The following is a 14,083-nucleotide window of genomic DNA, read 5'->3' on the forward strand; positions in this document are numbered from 1 at the left end:
AGGGACCAGGGAAGGCCACTTCATGACCGAAGCTGACAGCCGGGAAAACCTGATGACGGATGGCGAGGCGGACGGGGGTGAGCCTGTGCGGCGCATTCCCGACATCATCTCGCTGGTCAAGGATACCTATGCCGAGCTGCGTCCGGCCGAGCGCCGCGTCGCCGATGTCGTGCTCGACGACGTCAAATACGCGGTCGATGCCTCCAACGCCGCCCTTGCCCAGCGTGCCGGCGTCAGCGAACCGACGGTGACCCGCTTCTGCCGCGCCATCGGCTGCGAGGGCGTGCGTGATTTCAAGCTGAAGCTGGCGCAGAGCCTCGTCGTCGGCGCGCTCTATCTGGACACTTCGCCAGCCAGGGAGAACGACACCGGCATGCCGTTCTGGAACGCGGTGTTCGGCGAAGCGCGGCGGGCGCTGCAGGAGGCCGAGCGGCAGCTCGATCCGGTCCAGCTGCAGAAGGCCGCCGAGCTGATCGCCAAGGCGCGCCAGGTTACGGTGTTCGGACTGGGCGGCAGTTCCTCGGCGCTGGCGCAGGAAACGCAGTACCGGCTGTTTCGCTACGGCATATCGATCAGCGCGCAATGCGACCCTTATCTCATGCGCATGACCGCCTCGACCTTGAAGCCCGGCGACCTGGTGATCGCCATTTCGGCGACGGGGCGCACGCGCGAGGTGATCGAGGCGGTCGAACTCGCCAAGCACTACCGCGCCAATGCCATCTGCGTGACGGCGCCCGACACCGAGCTCGCGCGCGTCGGCGACGTCAGGCTGACCGTAGCGGTGCCGGAATATCCCGATACGCTGAAGCCGACGGCATCGCGCTTCGCCTTTTTGGCCATGATCGACCTCATGGCGGTGGCTGCCGCCTACAAGCTCGACGGCTCGGCCCGCGAGACGGTTCGCCGCATCAAATACAATGCCCAGATCCACCGCACCGGCAACGAGATGGAGCCGCTCGGGGATTAGGACGTTTTTTCCTTCTCCCCTTGTGGGAGAAGGTGGATCGGCGCGCAGCGCCGAGACGGTTGAGGGGTGGGTGACGGAGTGCCGGCCGTCCCGAGCTGGAGCACCCCTCATCCGACCTCGCTCCGCGAGGCCACCTTCTCCCACAAGGGGAGAAGGGAACACCGGACAGCGCCAACGCGAAAAAGAGGGAAACAAATGCTCGAAATAGCACCATCGCAACAGGCAGCCGCATGGCTCGGCGCTTTCGACAAGGCGCTCGAAGCCGGTGACATAGCGGCCGCGGCCAACCTGTTCGTCGACGATTGCTACTGGCGTGACCTCCTGACCTTCACCTGGAACGTCACCACGATGGAAGGGCGCGAGGCGATCGCCGACATGCTGAAGGCGACGCTGGCAGCGACGCGGCCGGCAAGATGGCAGCTCACCGGCGAAGCCACCTCGGACGAGGGGATAATCGAGGCCTGGTTCACCTTCGAGACCGCCGTGGCCTCGGGCCAGGGCATCATGCGCCTGCGCGACGGCCGCTGCCGGACATTGTTCACGGCAATGACCGACCTGAAAGGATTCGAGGAGCGCAAGGGCGCGACGCGGCCGCTGGGCGTGCGCCACAAGGCCGACCCGGAGCGCGAGACCTGGTCGGAGGCGCGGGCGCGCGAGACCCGCGAGCTTGGCGCTTCGGAGCAGCCCTATTGCCTGGTCATCGGCGGCGGCCAGGGCGGCATCATGCTGGGCGCGCGGCTCAGGCAGCTCGGCGTGCCCTCGATCGTCATCGAGAAGAATGCCCGGCCGGGCGATTCCTGGCGCAAGCGCTACCGCACCCTCGTGCTGCACGATCCGGTCTGGTACGACCATCTGCCTTACATTCCGTTTCCCGACAATTGGCCGGTCTTCACGCCCAAGGACAAGATGGGCGACTGGCTGGAAATGTACACGCGCGTCATGGAGCTCAACTATTGGGTCGCCACCAGATGCGTCAGCGCCAGCTATGACGAGGCCGAGAAGGTCTGGACCGTGGTCGTGGACCGCGTCGGCCAGCACATCACGCTGAAGCCCAAGCACATCGTCTTCGCCACCGGCGCCTACGGTCCGGCGCGGCCGATCGACCTGCCGGGCGCCGGTGACTTTAAGGGCGAGCTGCTGCATTCCAGCCAGTATTCCAGCGGCGAGAAGTTCCGCGGCAAAAAGACCGCGGTCATCGGCGCGGCGAGCTCCGGGCACGATGTCTGCGTCGATCTCTGGGAAAGCGGCGCCGAGGTCACCATGATCCAGCGTTCGCCGACGACCGTGGTCAAATCGGACACGCTGATGGAAGTCGGTTTCGAGATCTTTTCGGAGAACGCGCTGGCGCGCGGCATCACCACCGAAAAGGCCGACATGATCGTCGCCTCGACGCCCTTCGCGCTGGTGCCCAAGGGCCAGCGGGCGCTCTATGACGTTATCCGCACGCGCGACGCGGCTTTTTACGAACGCCTCGCCGCCGCCGGCTTCGCCCTCGACTTCGGTGACGACGAGACCGGCCTGCTGATGAAGGCCTACCGCACCGGCTCCGGCTACTACATCGATGTCGGCGCTTCGGACCTGATCATCGACGGCAAGATCGGCATCCGCAGCGGCGTGGCGATCAAGTCGCTGACGGCGAAAGGCATTCTCTTCGAGGACGGCAGCGAACTTGAAGCCGACGCCATCATCGCCTGCACCGGCTATCAGTCGATGAATGAAACCGTGGCGCAAATCGTCTCGCGCGAGGTCGCCGAGAGGGTCGGCCCGTGCTGGGGTCTCGGTTCCGGCGTCAAGGGCGATCCCGGGCCATGGCAGGGCGAATTGCGCAACATGTGGAAACCGACGGCGCAGGAAGGGCTGTGGTTCCACGGCGGCAATCTGGCGCTCTCGCGCTTCTATTCGAAATATGTGGCGCTGCAGATCAAGGCGCGGATGGAGGGGATTGATACGCCGGTTTACGGGGCGGTCAGCAACGCGCGACGGTGAAGCGGAAGCGTTGCTTCGAGGGAAGGTCGACCCCACTCCGTCGAGCTTCGCTCGACACCTCTCCCCCGATCGACGGGGGAGAGGAAGGGCGCGAGCTTATGCCGGGAGGCTCCCTTCCTCTCCCTCCGGAGGGGGGAGAGGTGGCGCTGCGGAGCAGCGACGGAGTGGGGGAAGCCATTCGCCAAACTCGCAGCCGCGGCAAGACAGGCGGCGCAGTGCTACCGAGATCAATCAATCATGCCGGTGCCCAAAATGCCTGGCCGCGACCTCGACATGCGTATGCCCCACATGCGCCTCGAAACGCTCGGTGTCGCCGACATCGTTCATCGTCTCGTTCGGCCACCAGGCGCCGCCGATGGCGATGCCTTCGCAGACCAGCCGCTGGTCGGCGACCAGCGAGGCGCCGACCGCGTCGATGAAGGTGAAGCGGCCGGAATGCTGCCGCAGCAGCGCGACGTCGCCGGCGGTTCCGACCTTGAGCGTGCCCAGATCAGGCCGCGCGATCGCCTGCGCCGGCGCTTGGGTGGCGGCGCGCAACACCTCGACCAGCGGCATGCCGAGCGCCAGCAGCTTCGACATGCACACCAGTATGTCGAAGGCCGGACCGTCGACGCAGTAGAGATGCACGTCGCTCGAGATGACGTCGGGCGCCAGCCCTTCGGCCAGCATGGCGCGAGCGACCTCGAAGTCGAACGAGCCCATGCCGTGGCCGAGATCGAAGATGACGCCACGCTCGCGCGCCAGCCGCATGTCGGGCCGCACGGCGCCGGAGGCGAAGACCGGCGCGTTCGGAAACGGTCGGAAGCAGTGGGTGAGAATGTCGCCCCTGCGCAGGCGGGGCAGCACTTCCGAGCGCCCGGGCGGCGGTTCGTCTATGTGCGCCATCAGCGGCAGAGCGGATTTGTCGGCCGCCTCCAGCGCCAGATCGACCGGCGCGATGCCGCTGGTGCCGCCGGCATGCTTGCCGGAGCGGACCTTGACGCCGACGACGACGTCCGCGTGCTCGCGCACCGCCGCCACCACTTCGCGCGGTTCGCAGAGCCTGAGATCGCTGCACTCGCCGACCGAGACGGTCTGCGAGAAGCCGAAAATGCCGGCGAAGGAGATGTTGACATAAGCCAGGATGCGCACCTTCGAGCGCTCCATGACATGGCGGCGGAAGCCGAGGAAATTGCCGGCGCCGGCACTGCCGGCATCAATGAAGGTGGTGGTGCCGCTCTTGGCCGCCAGCCGGTCGGCATCGACGCCGAGCGAGGTGCCGCCCCAATAGACGTGGCTGTGCAGGTCGACGAGGCCGGGCGCCACGATGCAGCCCTTGGCATCAATGACGCTGGCCGCGCGGTCGGCGGGAATGTCGGCGTCGATGGCGGCGACGCGGCCATTGGCGATGGCAAGATCGCGCGGCGCGTCGAGCCCGGCCGCCGGATCGATCAGCCGCCCGCCCTTGAACAGAAGATCAAATTGCATCGGGCGCGCCTCCGCTTCGTTCCATCCCCGCCGACGGCCGTCAGAGCGGCCGGTAAGCGACGGCTTCCACTTCGACCTTGATGTCGATCATCAGCCGCGATTCGACCGTGGTGCGGGCCGGCGGGTTCTTCGGGAAATGCCTGGCATAGACGGTGTTGAAGGCGCCGAAGTCGCGCGCGTCCTCCAGCCAGACGGTGGTCTTGACCACATCGTCCATGGTGCAGCCGGCCTGCGCCAGCGCCGCCTTGACGTTGGAAAGCACCTGCTCCGTCTGTTCGGATATGCCGCCCCTGACCACGATGCCGTCGCCGCCGACCGGCACCTGGCCTGAGATATAGACGAAGTCGCCGGCCCGCACCGCGGGTGACAGCGGGACATGCGACGTTCCAAAACATTGCTTGGGCAAGAGCGGACCTCCTCTGATGCTATGACGGGACACGATGGGAGCGCCCGCTTCGGCCGAGATTTACCCCGATCGAGGCGATCCCGATAGAGGTCTTGTTGGAAAGCAACATTCCTGGAAATCCATGTTGCTTTATTACAGAAGCGCTTGCATCGTGCGCGCTCGCCGGCCGGGCTTGAAACGGACGGGCGCATTTCCAGAGCGGAGAACCGAGAATGACCTTCGACAAGAACCCGTTTCCATCAGGTGATGCCGACCGCCACGCCCTCTGGGAGATGCTGGTGCGGCGCGACATCGATGCCTTCATCGGTCAGGACTGGTCCATGGTCGAGGACGATTTTGTCGCCGAAAGCTTCTTCGGCATGCACGCGCATTTTCTTGCCAACGCCGACGCCTGGCGGCTGCAGTTCCCGCGGCTGGAGATCTATCGCGACGAGTGGCTGCGCCAGGCCAAGGAAACGGCGGCGACCAAATTCGCCGAGCCGCTGCGCGAGGCGCTGTTCCGCGTCACCAACCTGCGCGACATTGATGTCGACGGCGACCGCGCCGTGCTGCACAAGAAATTCGACGGCACCGTCGCCAAGGCGGATGGCGGCGTCGATCGGCTGAAATGGCAGACGCTGTATTTCTGCAGGAAGGTCGGCGGCAGCTGGAAGATCGCGGGCTTCGTCGGCTACATGCCCTATCCGCTGGGAGGCTGATAGCGCCTGTTGTCGAGGGCGGTCGGTTTTTGCAACCGATCCGACGATCAGTAGAGCGTCACGAAGGCCGGGAACAGCAGCCCGCTCTCCCGGAGATATTCGATCAGCTCGATGGCCGGGAAAATGGCCAGGAAATAGAGCCCGTCATAGAAGGTGCGCTTCAGCGCGCGCGTCGAGAATTGCAACTCGTCATTGTCGCGGTAGAGCAGCGGGTTCGGCCAGAAGCGCGGCGTGGCCTTGGTGTAGGCGAGATAGGCCGGGCCGAATTTGCCCAGGAGGTATTCGGCTTCCTTGCGCGCCGTGACGCGGAAGATGAGGAAGCTGGCAGCGCCCAGCGCCACGGCCGCCAGAACCGAGCCGTAGAGCAGTCCGATACCGACAGCGCCCACCGTCGAGAAGAAATAGAGCGGGTTCTGACTTATCGAGAACGGTCCGATCGAGACCAGTTCCTCGTTTTTCTTGCCGCCGACATAGAGGATGCTCCAGAGCCGGCCGGCGACGCAGGCGAGCACCAGACAGAAGCCGAGGAATTCGAGCGTCTCGTGGCCTTGCGAGCCCTCGTTGAGCCCAGGCTTGGTGAGGAACAGAAGCAGGACCGCGAGCACCGCCGCCACTCGCACGAAAATCAGCCGTTTGCGCTGGACGAAGGCCTCTGAGACCGGCTTGAGGGAAGCGTAGGTCATTCGTGTTTTCCTGGGGCGCTGGCGAGGCCCGCGTGCACTCGGGCACGCCATTGATGGCGGATACAAGGCAATCGCTTTCTATCAAAGCAGCGCACGACGTTCGTAAAGCCTTTTTGCGCCAACCAGGTCCAACCTTACGAATTTGTATGCCGGCGGACAGGCTGGAGTGAAGTCGCTTCCATATCATTGCGATGCCGGTCCGCCATGGGCCGACATCAACTATGGCCGCCGGACCACCGGCATCGGACAGGGACTGGTTTGATGAGAAGATTTGCACTTGCCATTGCGGTGGGCAGCCTCGCTGTCTCGGCTTCGATCTCGCCCGTTTTCGCCGCCACCGCACCTTGCGAGGACACACTGAAGGCTCTTCGCGCGGCGGAGGCTACGGTTAAGCTCGGCGCCTCCGACAAGGCGAAGGTCTCGGAACTGGAGAGCCAGGGCATCGAACGCTGCAATGCCGACGATGATAAGCGCGCCGACGACTTCTTCGCCCAGGCCATGAAGGTCATAGGCAAGTAAGTCCGCGAATCACAAACCGCAGGACATCCGCCATGCTCACTTCCAACGCGCAAAAGCCCGCCGGATCGACCCACAACAGGGTCCCGGACGTCACCGCCGATTTCTGGCTGATCAAGCTGATGGCGGTGACCATGGGCGAGACGGCGGCTGACTATCTCGCCGTCAACCTTGGCCTTGGGCTGACCGCCACGTCGTTGATCATGACCGGCGTCCTAGTCGTTGCCCTTGCCCTCCAGTTCGCCCAGAAACGCTACGTGCCCTGGGCTTACTGGCTGGCGGTGGTGCTGATCAGCGTCGTCGGCACGCTGATATCAGACAATCTGGTCGACAATTTCGGCGTGCGTCTCGAAACGACCACGATCGCCTTCACCGTCATGCTCGCCGCCACATTCGCTGTTTGGTATGCAAGCGAGCGGACGCTGTCGATCCACACCATCTTCACCACCCGGCGCGAGATCTTCTACTGGCTGGCGATCCTGTTCACCTTCTCGCTCGGCACCGCCGCCGGCGATCTCGTCGCCGAGAGCTTCGACATGGGCTACCTGACGACCGGCCTGCTGTTCGGCGGCGTAATCGCGGTCATCGCGGGTGCCTATTACCTGCTTCATCTGGACGGCATTCTCGCCTTCTGGCTCGCCTATATCCTGACGCGGCCACTTGGCGCCTCCTTCGGCGATCTGCTGTCGCAGCCAGTCGAATATGGCGGCCTCGGTTTCGGCACCACCTTCACCAGCCTGATCTTCCTCGGCTGCATCATTGCCCTGGTTCTCTACATGACGCTGAAGAAGACCGCAGACGATGCCGACGAGATCTTGCTGGAATCGGACTGACGCCGGACAAGCGCAGCCGAGCTTACCGGCCACGTGCCATCCTAGGAACGGACCCACGCCGGTGCTAGCCTGTTCCCAACATCGGCAATCAACCGGAACAGCGATGCGACTTCTTCTTGTCGAGGATGACCACAGGACGGCTGACTACATCGTCAGGGGCCTGACCGAGGCCGGCCATGTCTGCGACCTATTGCGCAACGGGCACGACGCGCTCTTCGCCGCGACCAGCGGCGGCTATGACGTGATCGTGGCCGACCGGATGATCCCAGGCCTCGACGGCCTGTCGATGGTTAAGGCGGTCCGTGCGGCGGGCGTGCGCACGCCGGCGATCTTTCTCACGTCCGTCGGCGGCATCGACGACCGTGTCGAGGGCCTCGAGGCTGGCGGCGACGACTATCTGGTCAAGCCTTTCGCCTTTTCCGAATTGCTTGCCCGCATCAATGCGCTCGGCCGCAGGCCGGCCGCACTGGAGCAGAAGACCGTTCTGCGGGTAGCCGACCTCGAAATGGACCTGATCATGCGCCGCGTTGCCAGGCAGGGCCAGCCGATCGACCTGCAACCGCGTGAGTTCAGCCTGTTGGAAGTGCTGATGCGCGGCGAGGGCCGGGTGATCACCCGCACCATGCTCCTGGAGCGCGTCTGGGATTTCCATTTCGATCCCAGGACCAGCGTCGTCGAGACCCATATCAGCCGCTTGCGGGCCAAGATCGACAGGCCTTTCGAAACCCAGCTCATCCATACGGTCCGCAATACCGGCTACAGCCTGCACGCACCGCTTTCACCATGACCGCGACATGGTCCCGGCTGCCGCGCAGCACGCCGTTCCGGCTCGCCTTGACGTTCGCCTTCCTGTTCATGCTGGCTTTCGTGCTGTCCGGCGCCATCGTCTACCGGATGATGAGCGCCGATCTTGCGGGACGGCTCGACGAAACCATCAGGGAAACCTACTCGGTCGTCGCCGCAACGTATACCGAGAGCGACCTCGAGGACCTGATCGCCACGGTCGAGAGTCATTCGCAGCTCAGCTCCAAGAAGGAACAGCTCTTTTCGCTGACCGACGCGGCCGGCAACCGTCTGGCCGGCAACTTCACCGCGGCTGGAGTTCCCGACGGCTTCTCGATGCTCGACGCAAAAATGCCCGGTGTGCCGGCCGGTGCCCAATACCGTGCCTATTCCGGCTCGATTGGCGGCAACAATCTGACGATCGCCTTCAGCCTGTTCGAGACGGAGGAACTGGAAACTATTATACTGATGAGCTTCGGCTGGGCGACGCTGATCATCGCCGGGCTGGCGGTGGCCGGCGGCGCCTTGCTCGCCTCGCGCGTTCAGCGCCGGCTCGACGGCATTGCCGCCACTATGGTGGATGTCTCGCATGGCCGGCTGGATACCCGCATTCCACTGACCGGCAATGGCGACGACATCGACGTCGTGTCCAATCAGGTCAATGCGGCTCTTGATCGTCTGTCGGCGCTGGTCGAAGGCATGAAGCAGGTCAGCGCCGACATTGCGCACGATCTGAAGACGCCGCTCAATCGGCTGCAGATGATTCTGGAGGGCGCGGCCGACAAGGCGGCGCAGGATCAGGATGTCTCCGGCGACCTGGCCGACGCGCGCGCGGAGGGTCACCAGATTAACGAGACCTTTGACGCGCTGCTTAGAATTGCACAGATCGAGGCTGGCGCGCGCAAGGCGCGCTTTACCGATGTCGATCTCGGCGAGATTCTGCAAACCATCGCCGAGATCTACACCGAGGTGGCAGAGGACGACTGCAAGTCGCTGTCGTCGCAGCGGCTGGACGGGACGACGGACCGGATCCATGGCGATCGCGAGCTGCTGATGCAGATGTTCGCCAACCTGGTCGAGAATGCGCTGCGCCATTGCCCGCCCGGCACCGCGATCAAATTGTCGGCCGAACGCCGGGACGAGCATATCCTGGCCAGAGTCGCCGACGACGGCCCTGGCATCCCGGCGTACGAGCGTGAAAAAGTGTTCCAGCGGCTCTACCGGCTGGACCACAGCCGCTCGACGCCAGGCAGCGGCCTCGGCCTCAGCCTCGTTAGAGCCATCGCCGACCTGCACGGCGCATCGATCACGCTTGAGGACTGCCGGCCGGGTCTCGCCGTGATGGTGAGTTTCCCGCTGGCGTCGGGTTAGCCGGCGAAAGACCTGGATCCTCTGTCCGTCATCCCGGTCTTACGGATTCGTAAGGCGCCGGCCAGCTGCCCGACAACTCGCCTCGCTAGGATCGACCGATCTTCTCTCGATCCGAGGGAAGCGGGCCGGCAACTGTAATCGTTCCGACCCCTCGATGCCGAACCACTTCGACACCACAACAAGCGTTAGGAGAAAAGACCATGAGGAAATTCGTCATCGCCGCCGCGACAGTGCTGGCGGCCGCATCCTCGACGGCAGCCCTTGCAAGGACGGTTACCAGCACCATCGTAAATGTCGATGCAAAGGGCGACGCCATCACGCTGGCCGACGGCAAGACGCTGAACCTGCCGGAGGGCATAGAGGTCGAGACGCTGAAGCCCGGCGAGAAGGTGATCGTTACCTATTCGACGAAATCCGGCAAATCGCTGGTCTCGAACATCCAGCCTGCCAAGTAAAGGCGGCACGACCGGGCCGCCTGCGGCCCGGTTTTTCACCGGTGATCACCGATCGATCCGCGTCGACAGGATGATCGATGACGACGTCCGTTCGACGCCTTCGAGGGCGCCGATCTGGTCGAGCAGCGTGTCCAGGTCCTTGATCGACGGCGCGTCGGCGATGACGATCATGTCGAAATTGCCGCTCACCGAATGCAGCGTCCTGACCGGCGCCAGGGCGCGCAGGCTGCGCACCACCTTGTCGGCGAGCTTGGGCGTCACGGTGAGCAGCACATGCGCCCGCACCAGTCCCTGTTCATAATCGGGCGCAAGCTTGACGCCGTAGCCGGCGATGATGCCGCGCTGCTCCAGCCGTTCGATGCGGCTCTGCACCGTGGTGCGCGACACGCCGAGCCGGCGCGCCAGCGCGGCGGTCGAGGCGCGGGCGTTCTCGCGCAGCAGGGCAAGCAGGGCCTGGTCGGCATCACTCAGCATTTCAACGAACCTGGTCGGCATATTGATAGAAACTGTGCTTCATTTCGCATAATTCCACGCTTCCTTTCGTCCGGCAAGCCGCGATTGTAGCGGGACAAATCAACTGTCGGGCGAGGGAACCGGGTCATGAAGAAAATTGTTGTCGTCGGCGCCGGCAAGATCGGCTCGACCATTGCCGAGATGCTGTTTTCAACCAGGGACTATCATGTCACCCTCGTCGACCGCTCGGCCGCGCAGCTTGCCGCGGCTGAATTGCCTGACGGAGTAGAGACGCTCGAACTCGACATCGCGGCCGCGGGCACGCTGGAAGCTGCGCTCGCCGGAAAATTCGCGGTGCTCAGCGCCGCTCCCTTCCATCTGACCACGCGCATCGCCGAAGCTGCCGCAAGCGCCGACGTGCATTATCTCGATCTCACGGAGGACGTCGTCTCGACCCGGCGCGTGAAGGAACTGGCGCGTTCGACCAACAGCGCCTTCATCCCGCAATGCGGGCTGGCGCCGGGCTTCATCTCGATCGTCGCCAACGATCTCGCCAGCCGTTTCGACACGCTGGAAAGCGTGCGCATGCGGGTCGGCGCGCTGCCGCAATATCCCTCGAACGCGCTGAACTACAATCTGACCTGGAGCACCGACGGCGTCATCAACGAATATTGCGAGCCCTGCGAGGCGATCGTCGAGGGCGAGCTGGTCGAGGTGCCGCCGCTGGAGGAGCGCGAGGAATTCTCGCTCGACGGGGTAACCTACGAGGCCTTCAACACCTCGGGCGGGCTCGGCACTTTGGCCGAGACGCTGAAGGGCAAGGTGCGCACGCTCAACTATCGCACCATCCGCTATCCCGGCCACGCCGCCATCATGAAGGCGCTGCTCAACGATCTCGGCCTGCGTCACCGCCGAGAGGTGTTGAAGGACATTTTCGAAAGCGCGCTGCCAGCGACGCTGCAGGACGTGGTCATCGTCTTCGTCACCGTCTCGGGGCGCAAGAACGGCCGCCTGCTGCAGGAGACCTACGCCAACAAGATCTATTCGAAGCGGGTCGGCCAGACGGTGCGCAGCGCCATCCAGATCACCACGGCATCCGGAATCTGCGCCGTGCTCGACATGCTGGCCGACGGTACCTTGCCGGCGACCGGCTTCGTCAAGCAGGAGGACATCGCGCTCGACGCCTTCCTCGCCAACCGCTTCGGCCGGGCCTACGCCCAGCACGAGATGGTCAGCCGGCTGGCGAGCTGAGGCCCAGCGGACGATCAAGGTCATCGGGACAACGGCCAGCTCCGTCTGGCCTATGGCCGCGCGAGGCTTTTGCCCGCAAAGTGGTTGCGAACACCCCTTGCGAGGATGCCATGCGAAAGCTGATCTCCACCGGTTCGCCCTTCGAGAAGACCGCCGGCTATTCGCGCGCCGTGGTGCAGGGCGACTGGTGTTTCGTGTCCGGAACGACCGGCTATGACTATGCCTCGATGACGATGCCGGAAACGGTCGAGGCGCAGACGCGCAATTGCCTGGCAACCATCGCCAGTGCCTTGCGGGACGGCGGCTTCGACATGGAAGATGTGGTGCGCGCGCATTACTATATCACCGACCAGGCCTTCGTCGACGTGGTGTTCCCCATTCTCGGCGAAGCGTTCGGCGAGATCAGGCCGGCGGCAACGATGATCGTGTGCCAGCTCAACAGACCGGAGATGAAGATCGAAATCGAGGTGACGGCGCTTCGGCGCACAGACTGAGGAGGCCAATGCCATGGCAGTGCGGCGTATCGTAGCCAATATCGAAACAAAGGACGCGGCATCGGCGAGGCGCTTCTACCATGACGTGCTCGGCCTCGATATGCTCATGGATCAAGGCTGGATCGTCACCTACGGGTCCGAGGAAAGGATGCAGGTACAGGTCAGCTTCATGGCGCAAGGCGGGTCGGGCACGCCGGTGCCGGACCTGTCGATCGAGGTCGACGACGTTGATGCCGCACTCGACGCCATGAAGGCAGCCGGCTTCGCCATCGAATACGGGCCGGCCGACGAGCCCTGGGGCGTGCGGCGCTTCTATGTGCGCGACCCTTTCAACCGGCTGGTCAACATTCTCTCGCATCGGTGAAACATCTGCAAAGCGCCGAGGCGACTGCTGACCTGGACATGCTGGCGGGACAGCGCCCCCCTCTGGCCTGGCGGCCATCTCCCCCTCAAGGGGGGGAGATTACGCACTTAGCCGCCTTCGCCAATTGTTCTTCCTTGCGTCGCAACCGCTTGGCGGTTAGCAAGGCCGCGGTCGCACAGCGCCGCGCGCCTCATTGGCGCGCGAAGGATGCTGTGCAAATCGAAACGCATTCTTTCTGGGACGGCTCTCCATGGCTTCGAAACATCTCTTCCTGCTTCCCGGCGACGGCATCGGCCCCGAGGCCATGGCCGAGGTCAAGAAGCTGATAGCGGCCATGAACGAGAAGCTCGGCAGCGGCTTCGCCACCGACGAGGGGCTGGTCGGCGGCTGCGCCTACGATGCACATGGTGCCGCGATTTCCGATGCCGACATGGAAAAGGCTGTTGCCGCCGACGCCGTGCTGTTCGGGGCCGTCGGCGGTCCGAAATGGGATGCCGTGCCTTACGAGGTTCGCCCCGAGGCCGGCCTGCTGCGCCTGCGCAAGGACATGGAGCTGTTTGCCAATCTCAGGCCCGCGATCTGCTATCCGGCGCTGGCGGCGTCCTCCTCGCTGAAGCAAGAGGTGGTCGAAGGCCTCGACATATTGATCGTGCGCGAACTGACCGGCGGCGTCTATTTCGGCGAGCCCAAGCAGATCATCGATCTCGGCAACGGCCAGAAGCGCGGCATCGACACCCAGGTCTACGACACATTCGAGATCGAGCGCATTTCGGGCGTCGCCTTCGAATTGGCGCGCACGCGCAAGAACCATGTCACCTCGATGGAAAAGCGCAACGTCATGAAGTCCGGCGTGTTGTGGAACGAGGTCGTCACCCAGACCCACAAGGCCCGATATTCCGACGTCAAGCTCGACCACATGCTGGCCGATGCCGGCGGCATGCAACTGGTGCGCTGGCCCAAGCAGTTCGACGTCATCGTCACCGATAACCTGTTCGGCGACATGCTGTCCGATATCGCCGCCATGCTGACCGGCTCGATCGGCATGCTGCCTTCCGCCTCGCTCGGCGCGCCTGATGCCAAGACCAAGAAGCGCAAGGCGCTTTACGAGCCGGTGCACGGTTCGGCGCCCGATATCGCCGGCAAGGGCATCGCCAACCCGATCGCCATGATCGCTTCCTTCGCCATGTGCCTGCGCTATTCCTTCGCCATGGTCGATGAAGCCGACAAGCTCGAAGCGGCAATCGCCGCCGTGCTCGACGACGGGCTGCGCACCAAGGACATCCTCTCCGCCGGCATGACCGAGGTCGGCACCGTCGAGATGAGCGACGCGATCATCGCCAAGTTCCTGGGCTGAGC

General features: G+C 64.2%; 16 protein-coding genes. 12 read left to right on the top strand and 4 right to left on the bottom strand.

Annotated elements, in window-relative coordinates; translation table 11 throughout:
* Positions 1–22: 22 nt before the first annotated feature.
* On the top strand, positions 23–967 hold the full coding sequence (locus FJ986_RS07445; protein ID WP_140563895.1) for a MurR/RpiR family transcriptional regulator: 945 nt from the start codon (positions 23–25) through the stop codon (positions 965–967).
* A gap of 195 nt (positions 968–1,162) precedes the next feature.
* Positions 1,163–2,953: an NAD(P)/FAD-dependent oxidoreductase gene (locus FJ986_RS07450; RefSeq protein WP_140673870.1), complete on the top strand. Its 1,791-nt coding sequence runs from the start codon at positions 1,163–1,165 to the stop codon at positions 2,951–2,953.
* Positions 2,954–3,184: 231 nt separating this feature from the next.
* Here FJ986_RS07450 and FJ986_RS07460 read toward each other — a convergent pair whose 3' ends face one another.
* Positions 3,185–4,420 (bottom strand): amidohydrolase/deacetylase family metallohydrolase, encoded by a 1,236-nt coding sequence (locus tag FJ986_RS07460; protein ID WP_140524549.1) that lies wholly within the window; start codon positions 4,418–4,420, stop codon positions 3,185–3,187.
* 40 nt (positions 4,421–4,460) lie between these two features.
* The gene (locus FJ986_RS07465; protein ID WP_140650096.1) at positions 4,461–4,826 is read right to left on the bottom strand and encodes a RidA family protein; all 366 of its coding nucleotides are present in this window, start codon (positions 4,824–4,826) and stop codon (positions 4,461–4,463) included.
* A gap of 212 nt (positions 4,827–5,038) precedes the next feature.
* Between FJ986_RS07465 and FJ986_RS07470 the strand changes: the two genes are divergently transcribed.
* Positions 5,039–5,524 (top strand): hypothetical protein, encoded by a 486-nt coding sequence (locus FJ986_RS07470; RefSeq protein ID WP_140492097.1) that lies wholly within the window; start codon positions 5,039–5,041, stop codon positions 5,522–5,524.
* 47 nt (positions 5,525–5,571) lie between these two features.
* Here the strand turns inward: FJ986_RS07470 and FJ986_RS07475 are convergent, their stop codons facing one another.
* Positions 5,572–6,207 (bottom strand): isoprenylcysteine carboxylmethyltransferase family protein, encoded by a 636-nt coding sequence (locus FJ986_RS07475; protein WP_140514049.1) that lies wholly within the window; start codon positions 6,205–6,207, stop codon positions 5,572–5,574.
* A 261-nt stretch (positions 6,208–6,468) separates the two neighbouring features.
* On the opposite strand from FJ986_RS07475, the gene FJ986_RS07480 reads away from it, so the two are divergent.
* The 5 genes from FJ986_RS07480 (at position 6,469) to FJ986_RS07500 (ending at position 10,165) form a co-directional block, all read left to right on the top strand.
* Positions 6,469–6,726, top strand: coding sequence for a hypothetical protein (locus FJ986_RS07480; RefSeq protein WP_140514048.1), 258 nt, complete (start codon positions 6,469–6,471; stop codon positions 6,724–6,726).
* A 32-nt stretch (positions 6,727–6,758) separates the two neighbouring features.
* A complete protein-coding gene (locus tag FJ986_RS07485; RefSeq protein ID WP_140492106.1) occupies positions 6,759–7,556 on the top strand; it encodes a hypothetical protein in 798 nt (265 codons plus the stop codon).
* 103 nt (positions 7,557–7,659) lie between these two features.
* The gene (locus FJ986_RS07490) at positions 7,660–8,343 is read left to right on the top strand and encodes a winged helix-turn-helix domain-containing protein (RefSeq protein WP_140492109.1); all 684 of its coding nucleotides are present in this window, start codon (positions 7,660–7,662) and stop codon (positions 8,341–8,343) included.
* Complete coding sequence (locus FJ986_RS07495) at positions 8,340–9,710, top strand: ATP-binding protein (protein ID WP_140650098.1); 1,371 nt, start codon at positions 8,340–8,342, stop codon at positions 9,708–9,710. The genes FJ986_RS07490 and FJ986_RS07495 overlap by 4 nt, the downstream gene beginning before the upstream one ends.
* 200 nt (positions 9,711–9,910) lie before the next feature.
* On the top strand, positions 9,911–10,165 hold the full coding sequence (locus FJ986_RS07500) for a DUF1344 domain-containing protein (protein WP_140650100.1): 255 nt from the start codon (positions 9,911–9,913) through the stop codon (positions 10,163–10,165).
* 45 nt (positions 10,166–10,210) lie between these two features.
* Here FJ986_RS07500 and FJ986_RS07505 read toward each other — a convergent pair whose 3' ends face one another.
* Entirely contained in the window at positions 10,211–10,639 is a 429-nt protein-coding gene (locus tag FJ986_RS07505; RefSeq protein WP_140492118.1) for an Lrp/AsnC family transcriptional regulator, read from the bottom strand.
* A gap of 126 nt (positions 10,640–10,765) precedes the next feature.
* Between FJ986_RS07505 and FJ986_RS07510 the strand changes: the two genes are divergently transcribed.
* The 4 genes from FJ986_RS07510 (at position 10,766) to leuB (ending at position 14,081) form a co-directional block, all read left to right on the top strand.
* A complete protein-coding gene (locus FJ986_RS07510) occupies positions 10,766–11,869 on the top strand; it encodes a saccharopine dehydrogenase family protein (protein ID WP_140563899.1) in 1,104 nt (367 codons plus the stop codon).
* Positions 11,870–11,979: 110 nt separating this feature from the next.
* Positions 11,980–12,363 (top strand): RidA family protein, encoded by a 384-nt coding sequence (locus tag FJ986_RS07515; RefSeq protein ID WP_140524557.1) that lies wholly within the window; start codon positions 11,980–11,982, stop codon positions 12,361–12,363.
* Between the two features lie 13 nt (positions 12,364–12,376).
* Positions 12,377–12,727 carry a VOC family protein gene (locus FJ986_RS07520; RefSeq protein WP_140524558.1) on the top strand — a complete coding sequence of 117 codons (351 nt, stop codon included), beginning with the start codon at positions 12,377–12,379 and terminating at the stop codon, positions 12,725–12,727.
* Positions 12,728–12,977: 250 nt separating this feature from the next.
* Complete coding sequence (leuB, locus tag FJ986_RS07525; RefSeq protein ID WP_140514043.1) at positions 12,978–14,081, top strand: 3-isopropylmalate dehydrogenase; 1,104 nt, start codon at positions 12,978–12,980, stop codon at positions 14,079–14,081.
* The last annotated feature ends 2 nt before the right edge of the window (positions 14,082–14,083 follow it).

Origin of the sequence: Mesorhizobium sp. B1-1-1, from assembly GCF_006442955.1 — a bacterium.
Classification (GTDB): domain Bacteria; phylum Pseudomonadota; class Alphaproteobacteria; order Rhizobiales; family Rhizobiaceae; genus Mesorhizobium.